Source organism: Bradyrhizobium ivorense, assembly GCF_900696085.1.
In the GTDB taxonomy this organism is placed as follows: domain Bacteria; phylum Pseudomonadota; class Alphaproteobacteria; order Rhizobiales; family Xanthobacteraceae; genus Bradyrhizobium; species Bradyrhizobium ivorense.
Genome location: NZ_CAADFC020000016.1, coordinates 384,033 through 400,360 on the forward strand (window position 1 = coordinate 384,033; position 16,328 = coordinate 400,360).

A 16,328-nucleotide genomic window follows, 5' to 3' on the forward strand; every position below is an offset into this window, starting at 1 on the left:
GATTGAGCCGATGGGCCGCGGCGTACTGGATCGCCCGGTTAAACCGGGCGATGACAGGTGTGGGTGGGGACGCAGTTTCGCCATCTCGCGACATGATTTGTCCGAGCTTTGCTTCTCGTTCCGCCCTCTCCGCTATCAGAGGGCGCAGGGAAAGCCGGGTGCCGATTGCACCCATGGGCCCGGTGCAACAAAAAAGCACCGGGGTAGGACCACAGGTGTAACCGGAAACAACCCGGCTTTCCCTGCGCGATGGGTTACGGCTTATACGTGCTCTCCCCGGCGAGACTGGGCTTTTTTGTCACCGTCCTCGCAAGACGCTACGCGTCTTGCGAGGGACACCTGCCACTAGGGCGTCAGGCCTGCACGACTTCACCGTCCGCCTCGCATGCTGTCGTCACTGACACGCGAAACGTCCACCGCATCTCACCGCAACACCGCGACGATGGCCAGCGCCCCTCGATCGGGTGAGACGGATGAACACTACACTGAGTTGCTATTACGAAAAAGCGAAATATTTTTGCGCGAGGGGATTGACGGGGTGGCCAACTCACTTTTGGAGCGAAACCTCCCGCTCGTCATTCGGAGGTCGAGGCGGCAGGGTTGCGCCAATCTCTCCTCCGTCGTCTCTGCGAATGCGATCAGACCCGTCATCCCCGCGCATGCGGGTGATCCAGTATTCCAGAGGCGGCGCTGCTTGAACCGAGAGGTCTCGGCGTACTGGATCGCCCGGTTAAACCGGGCGACGACAGTTGTGAGTGGGGACACGGCCTCACCGGCTCCGGAATGACGGCAGGATAGGTCTCGTGTGGTCCAGCCAACCTACGTTATCTCACACCACCTTCCGCGGTGCCGCGGTGGCCGCATCGCCGGTGTTCGGCGTGCCGGTCGGCTCGATCAGCAAGAGGTGCACCTCTTCCCGGGCGACGGGGCGGTGCTCGACGCCTTTGGGCACGATGTACATCTGGCCGGGCGTCAGCGTCACGGTGCGGTCGCGCAGCTCGAGGTCGAGCACGCCTTTCAGCACCAGGAAGAAATCGTCGGTGTCGTCGTGCTTGTGCCAGACGAACTCGCCCTGCACCTTCACGACCATGACGTCATGCGCGTTGAATTGCGCGACGGTGCGCGGCGACCAGTGATCGGTAAATGTCGATAGTTTTTGTGAAAGATCGATTGCATCGCTCATGGGTGCCTCCGGGCCTGGCCAGCCTGCCGGGCTCGTTAGCTCACCCGCGCGATGCGCTCAATGCGGACCTCAATGCCTCGCTGCCGGCTTGCGTTGCCCCTTGATGTCGCAAGGCCCCTTGCCGTTGGCGGCCTTTCGCTCCAGCAATTCCTTCTCGGCCTGGTACCAGAGGTGGTCCATGTTGCCGTGCGGCTCGCCAGCGTCCTTCCACAATTCGTAGGCTCGGGTCCGGATCTCCTGCTCCGTGGGTCCTGGCATGGGCGGCTCCCTTGGTCTGAGAGGTCAAACTATTTAGGAAATGGAACTGCCAGGCAAGCGCAAGGTTCCAAAAGTCGCACGCCGTTGCAATGTCTGCTGATTCCAGAGCATGCCCGGGAATGGGATGTGGCGCCAGCACCTCTCACCAATGAACATTCGTGATTATGGGGTCCGGCTCCAAGCCAAACGCTGAACCACTCAGGGCGTTCTAATTCTGTAAATCGGCAATTCACCCGGGCACGATCACCATGGCGATGCTCGGCGTGCGATCGTCACCAACTCTCGTCACGAGCTCTTGGGACGCGATCGGGTGAACCCCGTCGGTGGACTTCGCCGGCTGCTGACAGCGGCATATCACCGCTGAGATAAGACTCGCTTGGCCGGCGGGCGGGTGGCGTTTCCAGCTTGAACGAGTATGATTGAGCGTGGCAAAAACAGGGCAGGCCGACCATGCCGTTACCGCGTCCCGTACCGTTTTTCTCGCAAAACGCCGGCGGCCCAAATGGGCCTCCGATCGATGATCCCACAGGCTGTTGGTACGCGTGCGCAAAAATGATGGGCGTCTATTACGAAGGCACCTATTTCAGAGCGCGCAAGGGAGTGCCGGAACTCGTCAACCCGAACGGCACGCATCAATCGCTCGGGGCCGACAAGTTACAGGTCTTTCAGCTAAATGAGAGGCTGCAACCCCTGAGTATTACGACGCCGTTGAACACGGCCAGCGATTTCGACGCAGTGCTGACCAACAGGGGACCAATCATGTTCACCTGGTGGGTTCCGGGGCCGAAATTTTATATCTTTCACGCGTCGGTGGTCGTCGGAACGCTAGGGCCGGACGTTTGCTACCACGATCCCGCCGTTGGCCCCAACCAGTCCATGTCGGCGAGTGTATTGAAATTTGCGCGCAACGGTCCGGGGGGCCGCGTAGACCCAATGCTGGTGCGCGACCCCGCAACCATTCCGAAACAGCAGGTGGATGTAACCGCACCGAGAGGAATTGATTACGCGTCAAGATGAACGCCCCGGTGTTGCTCGCGCCGGCCGCAATCACCATCAGGCGTCGGCGCGCTTTGTCGAGCGTGTCCGGCGATTGCCGGGACTGCGGCCTGCCTTGACGACTGGATAGACTCTCCAGGTCGCCTGCTGCCGACGTGGGTGTCGATGAGGGTCGCCCCTACTCCGCCGCCTGCCGCACGTGGCGGGCGGTCGGGGTACGCATCGTCACCAGCTCTTCGGACGCGGTCGGATGCAGCGCGACGGTGGCATCGAAATCGGCCTTGGTCGCCTTCATCTTCACGGCGATCGCGACCGCCTGGGTGATCTCGGCGGCGCAGTCGCCGACGATGTGGCAGCCGAGCACGCGGTCGCTCAAGCCGTCGACCACGAGCTTCATCAGGACGCGGGTGTCGCGGCCGGACATCGTCGCCTTGATCGGGCGGAAATCGGCCTTGTAGACATCGATGTGGGAAAACTGCGCCCGCGCCTCCTCCTCCGTGAGGCCGACGGTGCCGACCTCGGGCTGCGAGAACACCGCGGTCGGGATCATCGCATGATCGACCTGCACCGGGCGCTTGCCGAACACGGTGTCGGCGAAGGCGTGGCCCTCGCGGATCGCGACCGGCGTCAGATTGGTGCGATGGGTGACGTCGCCGATCGCATAGATGTTGTCGGCCGAGGTCTTGGACCAGCCGTCGACCTGGATGCCGCCATTGGCCGGGTTGATCGCGACGCCCGCGGTCTCGAGCCCGAGATTGGCGACATTGGGATGGCGGCCGATCGCGAACATCACCTGGTCGGAGGCGATGCTGGAGCCGCCGGACAGATGTGAGGTGAAGTCACGGCCGTGCTTGTCAACCTTGGTCACCGTGCAGCCGGTGATGATGGTGATGCCGCGCTTCTCCATCTCGGCGCGCACATGCTTGCGCACGTCCTCGTCGAAACCGCGCAAAATGTTCTCGCCACGATAGACCACCGTGACGTCGGAGCCGTAGCCGGCGAAGATGCCGGCGAATTCCAGCGCGATGTAGCCGCCGCCCTGGATCACGATTCGCTTCGGCAGCTCCTTGAGGTGAAACGCCTCGTTGGAGGAGATCACGTGCTCGATGCCGGGAATCGCCGGACCGTGATTGGGCGCACCGCCGGTCGCGATCAAAATGTACTTTGCCGTCACTGTCTCGCCGGTGCCGAGGCGGATGGTGTGGGCGTCCTCGAGCACGGCGCGGGTCTTGACGATGCGGGCGCCGGATTTTTCGACATTGGTGGTGTAGGCGCCCTCGAGGCGGGCGATTTCCTTGTCCTTGTTGGCGACCAGCTTCGCCCAGTCGAGCGAAACATTGCCGATGCTCCAGCCGAAGCCGGCGGCGTCCTCGATCTCCTGGTGGACATGGCTGCCGATCACGAACAGCTTCTTCGGCACGCAGCCGCGGATCACGCAGGTGCCGCCCATCCGGTACTCTTCGGCGACCACGACCCTGGCACCATAGCCGGCGGCGATGCGGGCGGCACGGACCCCGCCCGAACCGCCACCGATGACAAACAGGTCAACGTCATACTCGGCCATGGTAACCTCTCTGTGCTCCCTCGCCCGGTGCCGGCACGAGCGAGGCCTGCTCCTCGGAGGGTTGGGGTGTGTGGTGCATCTCCGCAAGATAATCTCGCGGCGAGGCCCTTTCACCCCGCACACCGCCGAAGTTTCGCTGCTGCGTCGCTATTGTTACGCCGTGACGCGCAATCCGGGCTACGCAACTCTTTCTGCTCCCTCGCCCTTGCGGGGAGAGGGTCGGGGTAAGGGGCTGTCTCCGCGATTCCCCCTGCGGAGAGTCCCCCTCACCCGGATTGCTTCGCACACAGCCGAAGCTCTGCTTCGGCATTCTTCAAGAACGGCCGCCAAAGGCGGCCTATGCTCTCCCCGCAAGCGGGGCGAGGTGGCTAGGCAGGCTCAGATATCCTTGCCGCGCTTCTTCATCTCGGCCTTGAACTGGTTATTGATGATCACGCCGAACTGCTGCGCCCACTGCTGCATATATTGCAGCGAGCCATTGATGGCCGCGGGCTCCGCCTTCAGGAGCTTGTCACCGAGCGGCGTCTTGTAGAACGCCACCAGGTCCTGCAGCTCCTTCTCGGTGAACTCGGCGGCGTAGATCTGCGCCATGCCCTCGCCGATCTCCTTCTCGCTGCCGCCGAACTGCTTGGCGATCACCACAGCGACCTCGTTGAGGTCCTTCTGGAAGTTCAGGTTCTGCTGCAGCAGGCCGGTCTTGGTCTTCTCGATGATGCCGGCAACCGCGCCGGCATACATCACCGACACGTTCTTCATCGCCAGGATTTCCTTGGCGGCCGCGATCGCTGCCGGGGTCGACTGCTTGACCTTGGGCATTTCGGGCAGCGGCTGCTGTTGCGCCATCGCCGGCGCGGCCGAAAACGCCAATCCGGCCGCAAGCGCGGCAGCCGACAAAAGTCCCGAGAAACGCTTCATTCCAAGTCTCCTTGCTTGCGGCGTCATCGCCGTTCAACAACCCGAATTCCCTGCGCGCCGGCCAGCACGGCGCGGCTCGCGAGCCCAATGAACAGGCCATGCTCGACCACGCCTGGAATGACGCTGAGCAACCCCGCCAGACGCGGCGGATCGCCGATCCGGCCAAGATGCGCATCGACGATCCAGTGGCCGCCGTCGGTGACAAAAGCGTGACCTTCCTTGGCCTTGCGGATCACCATCTGGCCGGACACGCCGGCCTGCGCGAACGCCCGCGCCATCGCCGCCTGCGTGGCCGCGAGCCCGAACGGGATCACCTCGACCGGCAGCGGGAAGCGGCCGAGCGCATCGACCCATTTGCTGTCGTCGGCAATCACGATCATGCGATCGCTCGCGCTAGCTACGATCTTCTCGCGCAGCAGCGCGCCGCCGCCGCCCTTGATCAAATTGAGATCGGCGTCGATCTCGTCGGCGCCGTCGATCGTGAGGTCGAGATGGTCGACCTCGTCGAGCGTGGTCAGCGGCACGCCGCAGCGGATCGCATCCGCCTTGGTGGCTTCCGAGGTCGGCACGCCCACGACCTTCATGCCGGCCTGGACCTTCTCGCCGAGCAGTTCGACGAAATGCTTGGCCGTCGAGCCGGTGCCGAGCCCGAGCTTCATGCCGTCGCGGACCTCTTCGAGCGCGCGCGCTGCCGCCTGGCGTTTCAATGCGTCCATGTCCACCGACGAGTTCCCCCGCTTGCGCGCCGCCCCGGAGGCCCCGATCGGCCCGCCCGGCGGGCGCATATCTAGCGTCGTTTTGCGGGCAGGAATAGGCATGAATCGAGGCTTTTGCGACGATGTTTCAGACCTTTTTCCAGTGCTGAAGCGCCGAGAACGACTGCACCGGACCGCAAGAAATGAAGCGGTGTCCGGAACTGTACGGGAGGCCTTGCCAGCAGCCTCCATCATCGATAGCCAAAGACGTTATGCCCGCCGCTTCTCCCCCCATCATCGTGTTCGATCTCGACGGTACGCTGGTCGATACCGCGCCCGATCTGATCAGCGCGCTCAATTATGTGCTTGCGCGCGAGGGCCTGCGGCCGGTGCCGCTCGCGGCCGCGCGCAACATGATCGGTGCCGGCGCCCGCAAGCTGCTCGAGCGCGGGCTGGAGGTGGAGGGCCGCGCGGTCAGCGTCGCCGACCTCGACCGCTTGACCCGGGACTTCGTCGATTATTACGCCGACCACATCGCCGACGGCTCGCGCCCGTTCGACGGGCTGGAGACCGCACTCGACCAGCTCGAGGCGCAGGGCCACCGCTTTGCGGTCTGCACCAACAAGCTGGAATGGCTGTCGAAGCTGCTGCTCGACCGCCTCGCATTGACGTCGCGCTTTGCCGCGATCTGCGGCGCCGACACCTTCGGCGTGGCGAAGCCGGACCCGGCATTCCTGCGCGAGACCGTGGCCCGCGCCGGCGGCCGGCTGCCGGGCGCCATCATGGTCGGCGATGCCGGCACCGATGTCGGGGTGGCGCGGCGCGCCCAGGTCCCGGTGATCGGAGTCGATTTCGGCTATACCGACGTGCCGATGGCGGAGCTGAAGCCGGACCGGCTGATCGGCCATATGCGCGATCTGCCGGCCGCCGTAGCCAGCCTCGCCGCCGACTAATATTTCACAAACCTTTGATATCGCTTGGTATTATATTGCCATGCATTTTGCCGTTAACCATCCTTTAACGAGCAGGGCCCGCGCTGTTGCGCCCCTGTTCCGACGCCCATATGGTCGCGCCGGGGATTGTGGCTGATAGCCGCAGGTGAGTGTGGATCATGCGTCGTGTCATCGTGATTGCGGCCGCCGGACTGGGTCTGGCGGGCTGCTCTTCCTTTTCATTGGATTCGTTCAAGTCGGCGCCGCCGCCGATGCAGGTCCAGCTCGATTCGGCGCCGCCGGGGGCTGACGCCGTGACCTCGCTCGGGCCGGGCTGCAAGACGCCGTGCACGGTGTCGATCCCGACGCCGGAGACCAATTTCTCCGTCACCTTCAACCTGCCGAAATACCAGCCGGCGAATGTGCCGGTGACGGTCACCCGCGTGCCGGGCGACTTCACCAGCCCGGCCACCACGACGCTCGATCCGAGCCCGGTGTTCGCCGAATTGCAGCCGGCCGGCCCGCCGCCGCGCGCGGCGCGCAAGCCGATCCGGCCAAAGAAGAAGCCGAAGCCGGCCGCCGCGGCAGCCCCTGCCGCCGCCCCCGCCTCGGCGTTCCCCGATCCGAACGCGCCGCCGCCGGCTGCCGCGCCGTCGCGCTAGCAGTTCCCCCTCGCCCCGCTCTCTTGTCCGCCGAAGCCCGCCTTCGGGCGAAGGCGGATGCGGGGAGAGGTGGAGAGCGGCGCTAGCGCGATCGCTCGATTTGCACTGCACAAGAGCCCGGCCGGACGCCGGGCTCGCATTTGTGCTCAAGCACTTCGCCGATCAGGTTCTCGCATCGCGCGATGCGCCTCGCCTATCGTGTCAGCGCGGCTTTGCATGCTGCAGATCATGCTTTGGAACGCATTGTGACAACCCGCCAACATGCATACATTGTCTGACGTCGATGCCGTCAGCGGCGCCGGCGCACGGGGAACAATCGCAAGACCCAAGTCCAAGACCCAAGTCGAAGGCCCGAGTTGAATGAACGGATCCACGCAAGCGCATCCTGACACGCTGTTTCGTCCGATGATCGACCCGTTCGGCCGGACCATCCGCTATCTGCGCGTCTCCGTCACCGATCGCTGCGACCTGCGCTGCTTCTATTGCATGTCGGAGGACATGACCTTCCTGCCGAAGGCCGACCTGCTGACCCTGGAAGAGCTCGACCGGCTCTGCTCGGCCTTCGTCGCCAAGGGCGTGCGCAAGATCCGCCTCACCGGCGGCGAGCCGCTGGTCCGCCGCAACGTGATGAGCCTGGTGCGCTCGCTGTCGCGGCATCTGTCGACCGGCGCGCTCGACGAGCTTACGCTGACCACCAACGGCTCGCAGCTGGCGCGCTTCGCCCAGGAACTGGCCGATTGCGGCGTGCGCCGTGTCAACGTCTCGCTCGACACGCTCGATGCCGAAAAATTCCGCGCCATCACCCGCTGGGGCGACATCGACAAGGTGTTTTCGGGCATCGAAGCGGCGCAGGCAGCCGGGCTCGCGGTGAAGATCAACGCGGTCGCGCTGAAGAACCTGAACGAGGACGAGATCCCGGCGCTGATGCAGTGGGCGCACGGCAAGGGTATGGGACTGACCCTGATCGAGGTGATGCCGATGGGCGACATCGGCGCCGGCCGGATCGATCAGTACGTGCCGCTGTCGCTGTTGCGCGCCCGGCTCGAGAAGCACTACACGCTGACCGATCTCGACGACAACACCGGCGGCCCCGCCCGCTATGTCCGGGTCGCCGAGACCGGCGGCAAACTCGGCTTCATCACCCCGATGACCCACAATTTCTGCGAGTCCTGCAACCGGGTGCGGATCACCTGCACCGGAACGCTGCACACCTGCCTCGGCCATGAGGACGCCTCCGACCTGCGCCGGCCGCTGCGCGCCTCGGAGGACAATGGCCTGTTGTCGGCCACGATCGACCGCGCCATCGGGCTGAAGCCCAAGGGGCACGATTTCATCATCGACCGCCGCCACAATCGCCCGAGCGTCAGCCGCCATATGAGCGTCACCGGGGGCTAATCTCCGTAACTCCCCGGACGCCGTGGCCCTCCCCGATTTACCAAGGCGGGACAACAGTTTGTTGCCGCGTCAATTTGCCCATTTTCCGATTGACGGCGTCACACGGCGCTGAAATGGTGCCCCAGCTTTCACGCTAGTCTGGCCGGATAGGCCGCTGCCCCCGTCGGCTGCTGCCGACGATCCGGCAGCCAAGAACGGCGGAAGCGGATTTCGGGGGAGGACGACCGTTTTGCAACTGCTCCTGAAAGTGAGCCGTGGCTCCGTGCGCATGCGCGCGGCGGCCAGATGATGCTTGGACAGATGTTCGGCGCGCAGCATGCGCGGCCGCGGAGATCGTGATGCGCCCATTGTTGGCACTAAGTCAGGCCATCGACCGACTCAACGAGAAGATCGGCTATATCTGCAACCTGCTGGTGTTGATCTCCTGCCTGGTCAGCGCCGGCAATGCGATGATCCGCTACGCCTTCTCCTACTCCTCGAACGGCTGGCTCGAGGCGCAGTGGTACATGTTCGCCATCCTGGTGATGTTCGGCGCCTCCTACACCTTCAAGCGCAACGAGCATGTCCGGGTCGAGATCCTCTATCTGATGCTGTCGGAGCGCGGCCAGCTGATCCTCGATCTGATCGGCACGCTGTGCTTCCTGATCCCGGCCTGCCTGCTGCTCGCCTATCTGTCGTGGCCGTTCTTCTACCAGGCCTATGCGGTCGGCGAGATGAGCGGCAATGCCGGCGGCCTGTTGCGCTGGCCGATCAAGTTCGTGATCCCGGCCGGCTTCGTCATGCTGGCGCTGCAAGGCGTCTCCGAGGTGATCAAGCGGATCGCCGCACTGGAGGGCTATGTGACGATCGACGCCAAGTATGAGAGGCCGACGCAATGATCACGCTGGAGATGATGCCGCCCTTGATGTTCGGCGGCCTGATCATTGCGATGCTGATCGGCTATCCGGTGGCGTTCACGCTGGCCGCGGTCGGCCTGTCGTTCGGGTTCCTCTCGATCTGGCTCGGCTTCTTTGACCTCAACTTCCTGCAGGCGATCCCGGGCCGCATCTTCGGCAGCGTGCTCTCCAACGAGCTGCTGCTCGCGATCCCGTTCTTCACCTTCATGGGCGCGATATTGGAACGATGCGGGCTCGCCGAGGACATGCTGGATTCGATGGGCCAGCTGTTCGGCCCGATCCGTGGCGGCCTCGGCTATTCCGTGATCATCGTCGGCTTCATCCTCGGCGCCATCACCGGCACGGTGGCGGCGCAGGTCATCGCCATGGCGCTGATCTCGATGCCGGTGATGATCCGCTACGGCTACAACATCCGCTACATCACCGGCGTGCTCGCCGCCTCCGGCACCATCACCCAGCTGGTGCCGCCGTCGCTGGTGCTGATCGTGCTCGCCGACCAGCTCGGCAAGTCGGTCGGCGACATGTATCTCGGCGCCTGGGGCCCGTCGGTGTTCCAGATCATGCTGTTCGCCGGCTACACCTTCCTGCTCGGCATCTTCAAGCCGAGCCACGTGCCCGCGGTGCCGCTGGAAGCGCGCACGCTGACCGGCTGGGCGCTGTGGAAGAAGTGCCTGCTCGGCATCATCCCCTCCGCGGTGCTGATCTTCGTCGTGCTCGGCACCATGATGATGGGCCTTGCGACCCCGACCGAGGCCGGCGCGATGGGTGCGGTCGGCGCCATGGTGCTGGCTGCGATCCACCACAAGGATTTCAGCGCCACCGGCAACAAGGTGCTGATCGCGGGCGTCATCGCCGCAGGCATCGGCACCATCGTCGCGATCCTCTACAGCGAGAACCTGGTCTTCAAGCTCGCCTATGCCGTCACCTATCTTGCGATCGTCTGGATCTGCCTCGAGGCGGTGAGAATTCCCGACCTGCGCGACCTGATCAAGCAGGGCTACGAGACCACCATGCGCATCACCTGCATGGTCACCTTCATCCTGATCGGCTCGACCTGCTTCTCGGTGGTGTTCCTCGGCGTCTCCGGCGGCACCTGGCTGGAGCACCTGTTGACCTCGCTGCCTGGCGGCGTCTGGGGCTTCCTGATCTTCATCAACCTGTTCATCTTCTTCCTGGCGTTCTTCCTCGACTTCTTCGAGATCGCGTTCATCATCCTGCCGATGATCGCGCCGATCGCGCAGAAGATCCTGACGCCGGTGGTCGGCGCCGATGCCGCGCTGATCTGGTTCGGCGTCATGCTGTGCGTCAACATGCAGACCTCGTTCCTGCATCCGCCGTTCGGCTTCGCGCTGTTCTACCTGCGCGGCGTGGCGCCGCGCGAGGTGAAGAGCTCCGACATCTATTGGGGCGCGATGCCCTGGATCGGCCTGCAGGCGATCATGGTCGCGCTGGTGATCGCGTTCCCGGTCGTCGTCACCGGACTGCTCGACAAGCCGCTCAACGTCGACCTCGACAAGGTCAAGATCGATGTGCCGCAAATCGAGCTGCCGCCGCTCGATTTCGGCCAGCCGAAGCAGTAGCCCGGCTTGCAGCGGAGACGAAAAAACCCCGGAGCCCAGGCTCCGGGGTTTTTTGTTTGATGTCGCACGCGCGATGCGGTTTGCAGGCGGCGGCGAAGATGGCTCCGCCGTCGGCTGGCCGTGATCAAATCTGCGCGTGACGCGCCATGAAATTGTCGTAGCCGACTTCGGCGACCTGGAACCACTGATAGCCGTTGCTGGAATAGGCCGTCAGCGACTCCAGCAGCGCCTTGAAGGTGGGATTGCCGGCTGCGACCTCGGCGTGCAGCTCCCGCGCCGCCTTGAAGCTCGCCTCCATGATCGGCGGCGAGAACGCGTGCAGCTTGGCGCCGCCGGCCAGCAACTTCTTCAGCCCGGTCGGATTCACGCTGTCGTATTTCGCCATCATCCAGTTGTTGGCCAGGTGACCGGCCTGCTCGAGGATGTTCTGATAGTGCTTCGGCAACGCGTTCCACTTCTCGAGGTTGATCATCGCCAGCAGCATCGGGCCACCTTCCCACCAGCCCGGATAGTAGTAATGCGGCGCGACCTTGTGCAGGCCGAGCTTCTCGTCGTCATAGGGGCCGACCCATTCCGCGGCGTCGATGGTGCCCTTCTCCAGCGCCGGATAGATGTCGCCGCCGGCGAGCTGCTGCGGCACGCAGCCGAGCTTCTGCATGACGCGGCCGGCGAACCCGCCGATGCGGAATTTCAGTCCCTTGAGATCGTCGACGGTGTTGATCTCCTTGCGGAACCAGCCGCCCATCTGACAGGTGGTGTTGCCGGCGAGCAGCGAGGTGACGTTGTAGTTCTTGTAGAATGCGTTGAGCAGATCCTTGCCGCCGCCCAGCATGTACCAGGCCTGGTTGAGGCGCGCGTTCGGTCCGAACGGGATCGACGAGCCGAAGGTGAAGGCCGGGTCCTTGCCGAAATAATAGTAGGAAGCGGTGTGGCCCATCTCCACCGTGCCGTTCTGCACGGCGTCGAGCACCTGCAGGCCGGGCACGATCTCGCCGGCGGCAAAGGTCTGGATCTGGAATTTGCCGTCCGTCGCCTCGCCCACCGCCTTGGCCATCATCTCGGCGCCGCCATGGATGGTGTCGAGTGTCTTCGGCCAGCTTGTCGTCATGCGCCATTTGATTTCCGGCATCGACTGCGCGATCGCCGGCGCCGCCACCGTCGCCGCACCTGCGACGCCTAAACCGGTGACCTTGATGAAGTCTCTTCGTTTCATAATTATTCCTGCCCTGGTTGTTGGTCGTGTTGTTTGAAGCGGCGACCGATTATTATTGTCGCGCTCGCTTTTCTTGGCCGTCACGATCAGTGAGTGATCTGTGCGTCCGCCCCTGTGCCGAGGCTTGGCGGCGAGCATGGAGCATCCCTCACTTGAATGCCAGACGCAAAAAGCCCGGCCGTCTCGCGAGGGCCGGGCTACTTAAGTCGAACACTTTAGCTTTGGCTCCGACTAGATCAGACCCAAAGCCTTGGATTGTCGTGCTGCGTTCTCTTCACGCGAACGCTGGTCCGCTTCGCGGTGCCGATCAGCCGCGCGTGCGCGAGCGGATCATGAAGCTGTCGAAGGTGTATTCGGCGACCTGCCACCACAGATACTGGTCGGAGCGGTAGGCCTGCATCGCCTCGATCGACTTCTTGAAGTCGGGGTTCTTGCCCGAGATCTCGCTCCACAGCTCGTTGGTCGCCTTCAAGCAGGCCTCGAGCACTTCGGTGGTGAACGGGCGCAGCTGCGTGCCGCCGGCCACCAGACGCTTCAGCGCCGACGGGTTCTGCATGTCGTAGCGCGCGGCCATCCAGCTGTTGGCGTTGGCGCAGGCGTTGGTCAGGATCGCCTGGTAGTTCTTCGGCAGCGCGTTCCACTTCTCCAGATTGACGAAGGAGTGCACGGTCGGACCGCCTTCCCAGAAGCCCGGATAGTAGTAGTACTTCGCGACCTTCTGGAAGCCGAGCTTCTCGTCGTCGTAAGGACCGACCCACTCGGCGGCGTCGATGGTGCCCTTCTCCAGCGCCGGATAGATGTCGCCGCCGGCGAGCTGCTGCGGCACCACGCCGACCTTCTGCAGCACCTGGCCGGCGATGCCGCCGATGCGCATCTTGAGGCCGGACATGTCGGCGACGGTCTTGATCTCCTTGCGGAACCAGCCGCCCATCTGGGTGCCGGTGTTGCCGGTCGGGAAACCGATAACGCCGAACTTCTTGAAGAACTCGTTGCCGAGTGCCTCACCGCCGCCCTGGTACCACCAGGAATTCTGCATGCGGGCATTGAGGCCGAACGGGACCGACGAATAGATCGCGAAGGTCGGATCCTTGCCGACATAGTAGTAGGCGACCGTGTGCGACATTTCGACGGTGCCGTTGGAGGTCGCGTCCAGCGCCTGCAGGCCGGGGACGACTTCGCCCGCCGCGAACACCTGGATCTGGAACTTGTTGTCAGTCATTTCGGCGACGTACTTCGCCACCTCGACCGCACCGCCATAGATGGTGTCAAGCGACTTCGGGAAGCTCGAGGTCAGGCGCCACTTCACTTCGGGAGAGGACTGCGCGATCGCCGGCGCGGCAACGGCCGTCGCGGCAGCACCGGCCGCAGAAACTTTCAGAAAATCACGACGCTTCATCGTAAGGCTTCTCCTTGAGGGGGCGTTTCCCAGTAACTGCAAGCATGTCCTCCGGCGATTCCACGAAGGTGATGCCGGGGCGCTCTGGCTCGGCCCTTTAACACGGAAGGCGGCGTCACGGAAACGCGACAATGGCATGACCGCGCCAATTAAACGAAAGTCTGATGGTGCAGCATTGGCTCGGAAAAAACCGGCTCGGAACGCGACGATGACGCCTGGCACTGCTCGCGGCGCGCGGCGCGATAAATCGCCACGTGCGGGCGGTCCGACACCATCACCAGGTTACCGGAGGTGGTACGGATGGCCGTGTGCAACGGGGATACGATCATGCAACGGCACGTGGCGCCGTGGCGCGCGGCGCATGGCCGCGCCAGTCAGCGCTTCGCCGCTTCTCGCGCCTTCTTGGCCTTTTCGACCAGATACCGTCCGCGCCGGATCCAGCCTTGCGCGGTCGTGGTGCTGACGCCATAGATCTTCGCGATCGCCGCCGCAGCCTCGCCGATCGAGTCGGACTTCTTCATCAGGTTGAACGCCTGGCGCGAGGCCTCTTCGCGCTTCTCCCGCGTCAGATGCTTGCGGCGTTCCTTCTTTGCAGGTGACGGTGCCATGTGATCGTCGCTTACGGTCTCTCGGCAGTTTCGGCTTAACCGATCGCCCTCGTCAAGGTTGACGGACGGCGTGGTGCGATTCGGCTGTATCCGGGCCAGCATACAGGCTGGACGCGATCCGACAATCGGTCAGGGCGACAGTCCTGTGAAGAACGGCCTCAGGCGGCGGCAATCGCGCCCTTGAGCTGCTCGCGGACCTTGGCGCCGATCGCCCGGTAGATCGCCGCGTGCGGGCCGTCGGGCTCGCTCTCGACCACCGGATGACCGGAATCCGAGGTGGTGCGGATCGTGATATCCAGGGGGATTTCGCCGAGGAACGGCACCCCGAGCCGCTCGGCCTCGTGGCGGGCGCCGCCATGGCCGAAAATGTCCGAGCGGGTGCCGCAATGCGGGCACTGGAAGTAGCTCATGTTCTCGACGATGCCGAGCACCGGCACGTTGACCTTCTTGAACATCGCAAGTCCGCGCCGCGCGTCGATCAGCGAGAGGTCCTGCGGGGTCGAGACGATGACGGCGCCCTTCAGCGGGACGTTCTGCGCCAGCGTCAGCTGGGCGTCGCCGGTGCCCGGCGGCATGTCGACCACCAGCACGTCGAGCGTGCCCCAGGCGACGTCGCGCAGCATCTGGGTGATCGCCGACATCACCATCGGCCCGCGCCAGATCATCGCGGTCTCCTCCTCGACCAGGAAGCCGATCGACATGATCGCGAGGCCAAATCGGTTGAGCGGAATCATCTTCTTGTCGTCGTTGAGCTGCGGCTTCTCGTGAATGCCGGTCAGCCGCGGCACCGACGGGCCGTAGATGTCGGCGTCGAGCAGCCCGACCCGCAGGCCGAGGTCGCGCAGACCGAGCGCAAGGTTGAGCGCGGTGGTCGACTTGCCGACCCCGCCCTTGCCGGAGGCGACCGCGATGACGGCGGAGATGCCGGGAATTTCGGCCTGCCGGGCCATCGGCGAGGTAGCGCCGGGCGGCGGCGGATGGCGGTGCGCGGCCGCGGGGGGCACCCCGCCGGCCGGGCGCGGCGGCGGCGCAGCGGCGCTGCCCGGCTTGCGTTCGGCGGTCAGCGCGATCATCGCGACGCTGACGCCGGGAATGGCGCGCACCGCGTTCTCGGCCTGCGCACGCACGCTCTCCCAGGCGCGGGCCTCAGCGGCATCGACGTTGATCGAGAAGAACACCTTGCCGTCGGTGACCGTGATCGCCGACAGCACGTTGGCGTTGGTCAAGGCGGTGCCGCGCGGCGACATCACCTTGGCAAGGCAATCGAGGACCTGTTGCTGCGTCACGCTCACGGCATCTCTCTCCTTAAGGGGGCATGATCTCCGCGCAAACGCTTCGCGTTTGTCGCGCCGGAAAACCGCTTCACACTTTTCCGGATCATGCCCGGGAGACGACCCATTAGAGCGTTGCAGCGCAAAAGGCTACCTCGCTCCGACGTCGTCCCGCCGCTCGGCCGGCGCCGCCCCCGCCTCTTCCTTGGCGGCCTCGTAGTTCAGCTCGATCATGACCCCGTTGGGGTCGTTGACGAAGATCTGCCAGAGGTCGCCGCCGGGAACCTGGCGCGAGTCGTATTCCATGCCCTTGGACTCCAGCCGCTGCTTCATCCCGGCAAAGCCGTGGCTGGCGAAGGCGACATGATGGACGACGCCGGAATCCGGCTTTTGTGCCTCGTCGGTCTTGGAAATATCGACCAGATGCACCACCGCCTTGCCCTCGCTGTACATCCAGGCTCCGGGGAACGCAAAGTTCGGCCGCGGCCCCTTCTCCAGTCCGAGAACATCCTCGTAGAACCGGACCGTATCGGTGAGATTGCGGGTCCGGATGTTGAAATGATCGAGCACACCGACGCTCATGCCCATGCGAAACACTCCCTTTTTTGTGAAGTTCTTTGAAGGCCTTCGGTGAGCCGATCCTAGCACAAAAGCTGGACCTGCCATCCCACGAAGCCGTTGCCCTCCGCTGCACAGGGGGTATGGTGCGGCTCCCCTCCATGAAAGAAATGCCCTGCCCGCCCTAGGGTTGCGGGGCGATCATC

Annotated in this window: 16 protein-coding genes; 6 read left to right on the forward strand and 10 right to left on the reverse strand. The window is 64.2% G+C overall.

The genetic code is table 11. The features are described from left to right. Positions 1-829: 829 nt before the first annotated feature. Together CI41S_RS21635 and CI41S_RS21640 are read right to left on the reverse strand one after the other, a co-directional pair. On the reverse strand, positions 830-1,183 hold the full coding sequence (locus tag CI41S_RS21635) for a cupin domain-containing protein (RefSeq protein WP_139482684.1): 354 nt from the start codon (positions 1,181-1,183) through the stop codon (positions 830-832). 69 nt (positions 1,184-1,252) lie between these two features. Further along, a complete protein-coding gene (locus tag CI41S_RS21640) occupies positions 1,253-1,441 on the reverse strand; it encodes a DUF2934 domain-containing protein (RefSeq protein ID WP_139482683.1) in 189 nt (62 codons plus the stop codon). A 450-nt stretch (positions 1,442-1,891) separates the two neighbouring features. Here CI41S_RS21640 and CI41S_RS21645 point away from each other — a divergent pair, with 450 nt between their 5' ends. Continuing rightward, on the forward strand, positions 1,892-2,458 hold the full coding sequence (locus CI41S_RS21645) for a papain-like cysteine protease family protein (RefSeq protein WP_139861496.1): 567 nt from the start codon (positions 1,892-1,894) through the stop codon (positions 2,456-2,458). Between the two features lie 157 nt (positions 2,459-2,615). Here CI41S_RS21645 and gor read toward each other — a convergent pair whose 3' ends face one another. The 3 genes from gor to rpiA form a co-directional block, all read right to left on the reverse strand. After that, a complete protein-coding gene (gene gor, locus CI41S_RS21650; protein ID WP_139861497.1) occupies positions 2,616-4,001 on the reverse strand; it encodes a glutathione-disulfide reductase in 1,386 nt (461 codons plus the stop codon). A gap of 378 nt (positions 4,002-4,379) precedes the next feature. Continuing rightward, complete coding sequence (locus CI41S_RS21655) at positions 4,380-4,916, reverse strand: DUF2059 domain-containing protein (protein ID WP_139861498.1); 537 nt, start codon at positions 4,914-4,916, stop codon at positions 4,380-4,382. Positions 4,917-4,939: 23 nt separating this feature from the next. Beyond that, positions 4,940-5,638 carry a ribose-5-phosphate isomerase RpiA gene (gene rpiA / locus CI41S_RS21660; RefSeq protein ID WP_139861499.1) on the reverse strand — a complete coding sequence of 233 codons (699 nt, stop codon included), beginning with the start codon at positions 5,636-5,638 and terminating at the stop codon, positions 4,940-4,942. A 245-nt stretch (positions 5,639-5,883) separates the two neighbouring features. On the opposite strand from rpiA, the gene CI41S_RS21665 reads away from it, so the two are divergent. From CI41S_RS21665 to CI41S_RS21685, 5 genes are all read left to right on the forward strand, one after another. Then, positions 5,884-6,564 carry an HAD-IA family hydrolase gene (locus CI41S_RS21665; protein WP_139861500.1) on the forward strand — a complete coding sequence of 227 codons (681 nt, stop codon included), beginning with the start codon at positions 5,884-5,886 and terminating at the stop codon, positions 6,562-6,564. 158 nt (positions 6,565-6,722) lie between these two features. Next, positions 6,723-7,205 carry a PEGA domain-containing protein gene (locus CI41S_RS21670; protein ID WP_139861501.1) on the forward strand — a complete coding sequence of 161 codons (483 nt, stop codon included), beginning with the start codon at positions 6,723-6,725 and terminating at the stop codon, positions 7,203-7,205. 360 nt (positions 7,206-7,565) lie between these two features. Beyond that, complete coding sequence (gene moaA / locus CI41S_RS21675) at positions 7,566-8,600, forward strand: GTP 3',8-cyclase MoaA (protein WP_139861502.1); 1,035 nt, start codon at positions 7,566-7,568, stop codon at positions 8,598-8,600. Positions 8,601-8,938: 338 nt separating this feature from the next. Further along, positions 8,939-9,478: a TRAP transporter small permease subunit gene (locus tag CI41S_RS21680; RefSeq protein WP_139482675.1), complete on the forward strand. Its 540-nt coding sequence runs from the start codon at positions 8,939-8,941 to the stop codon at positions 9,476-9,478. After that, the gene (locus CI41S_RS21685; protein WP_139861503.1) at positions 9,475-11,076 is read left to right on the forward strand and encodes a TRAP transporter large permease; all 1,602 of its coding nucleotides are present in this window, start codon (positions 9,475-9,477) and stop codon (positions 11,074-11,076) included. The genes CI41S_RS21680 and CI41S_RS21685 overlap by 4 nt, the downstream gene beginning before the upstream one ends. A gap of 124 nt (positions 11,077-11,200) precedes the next feature. On the opposite strand, the gene CI41S_RS21690 is transcribed toward CI41S_RS21685, so the two are convergent. The 5 genes from CI41S_RS21690 to CI41S_RS21710 all read right to left on the reverse strand — a co-directional run bounded on the left by CI41S_RS21690 (position 11,201) and on the right by CI41S_RS21710 (position 16,152). Continuing rightward, a complete protein-coding gene (locus tag CI41S_RS21690; RefSeq protein WP_139861504.1) occupies positions 11,201-12,289 on the reverse strand; it encodes a TRAP transporter substrate-binding protein in 1,089 nt (362 codons plus the stop codon). A 307-nt stretch (positions 12,290-12,596) separates the two neighbouring features. Next, complete coding sequence (locus CI41S_RS21695) at positions 12,597-13,685, reverse strand: TRAP transporter substrate-binding protein (protein WP_139482672.1); 1,089 nt, start codon at positions 13,683-13,685, stop codon at positions 12,597-12,599. 374 nt (positions 13,686-14,059) lie between these two features. Further along, a complete protein-coding gene (locus CI41S_RS21700; protein WP_139482671.1) occupies positions 14,060-14,293 on the reverse strand; it encodes a hypothetical protein in 234 nt (77 codons plus the stop codon). Between the two features lie 158 nt (positions 14,294-14,451). Then, positions 14,452-15,585 carry an Mrp/NBP35 family ATP-binding protein gene (locus tag CI41S_RS21705; protein ID WP_139861505.1) on the reverse strand — a complete coding sequence of 378 codons (1,134 nt, stop codon included), beginning with the start codon at positions 15,583-15,585 and terminating at the stop codon, positions 14,452-14,454. A 129-nt stretch (positions 15,586-15,714) separates the two neighbouring features. After that, positions 15,715-16,152 carry a VOC family protein gene (locus CI41S_RS21710; RefSeq protein ID WP_139861506.1) on the reverse strand — a complete coding sequence of 146 codons (438 nt, stop codon included), beginning with the start codon at positions 16,150-16,152 and terminating at the stop codon, positions 15,715-15,717. Positions 16,153-16,328 lie beyond the last annotated feature (176 nt).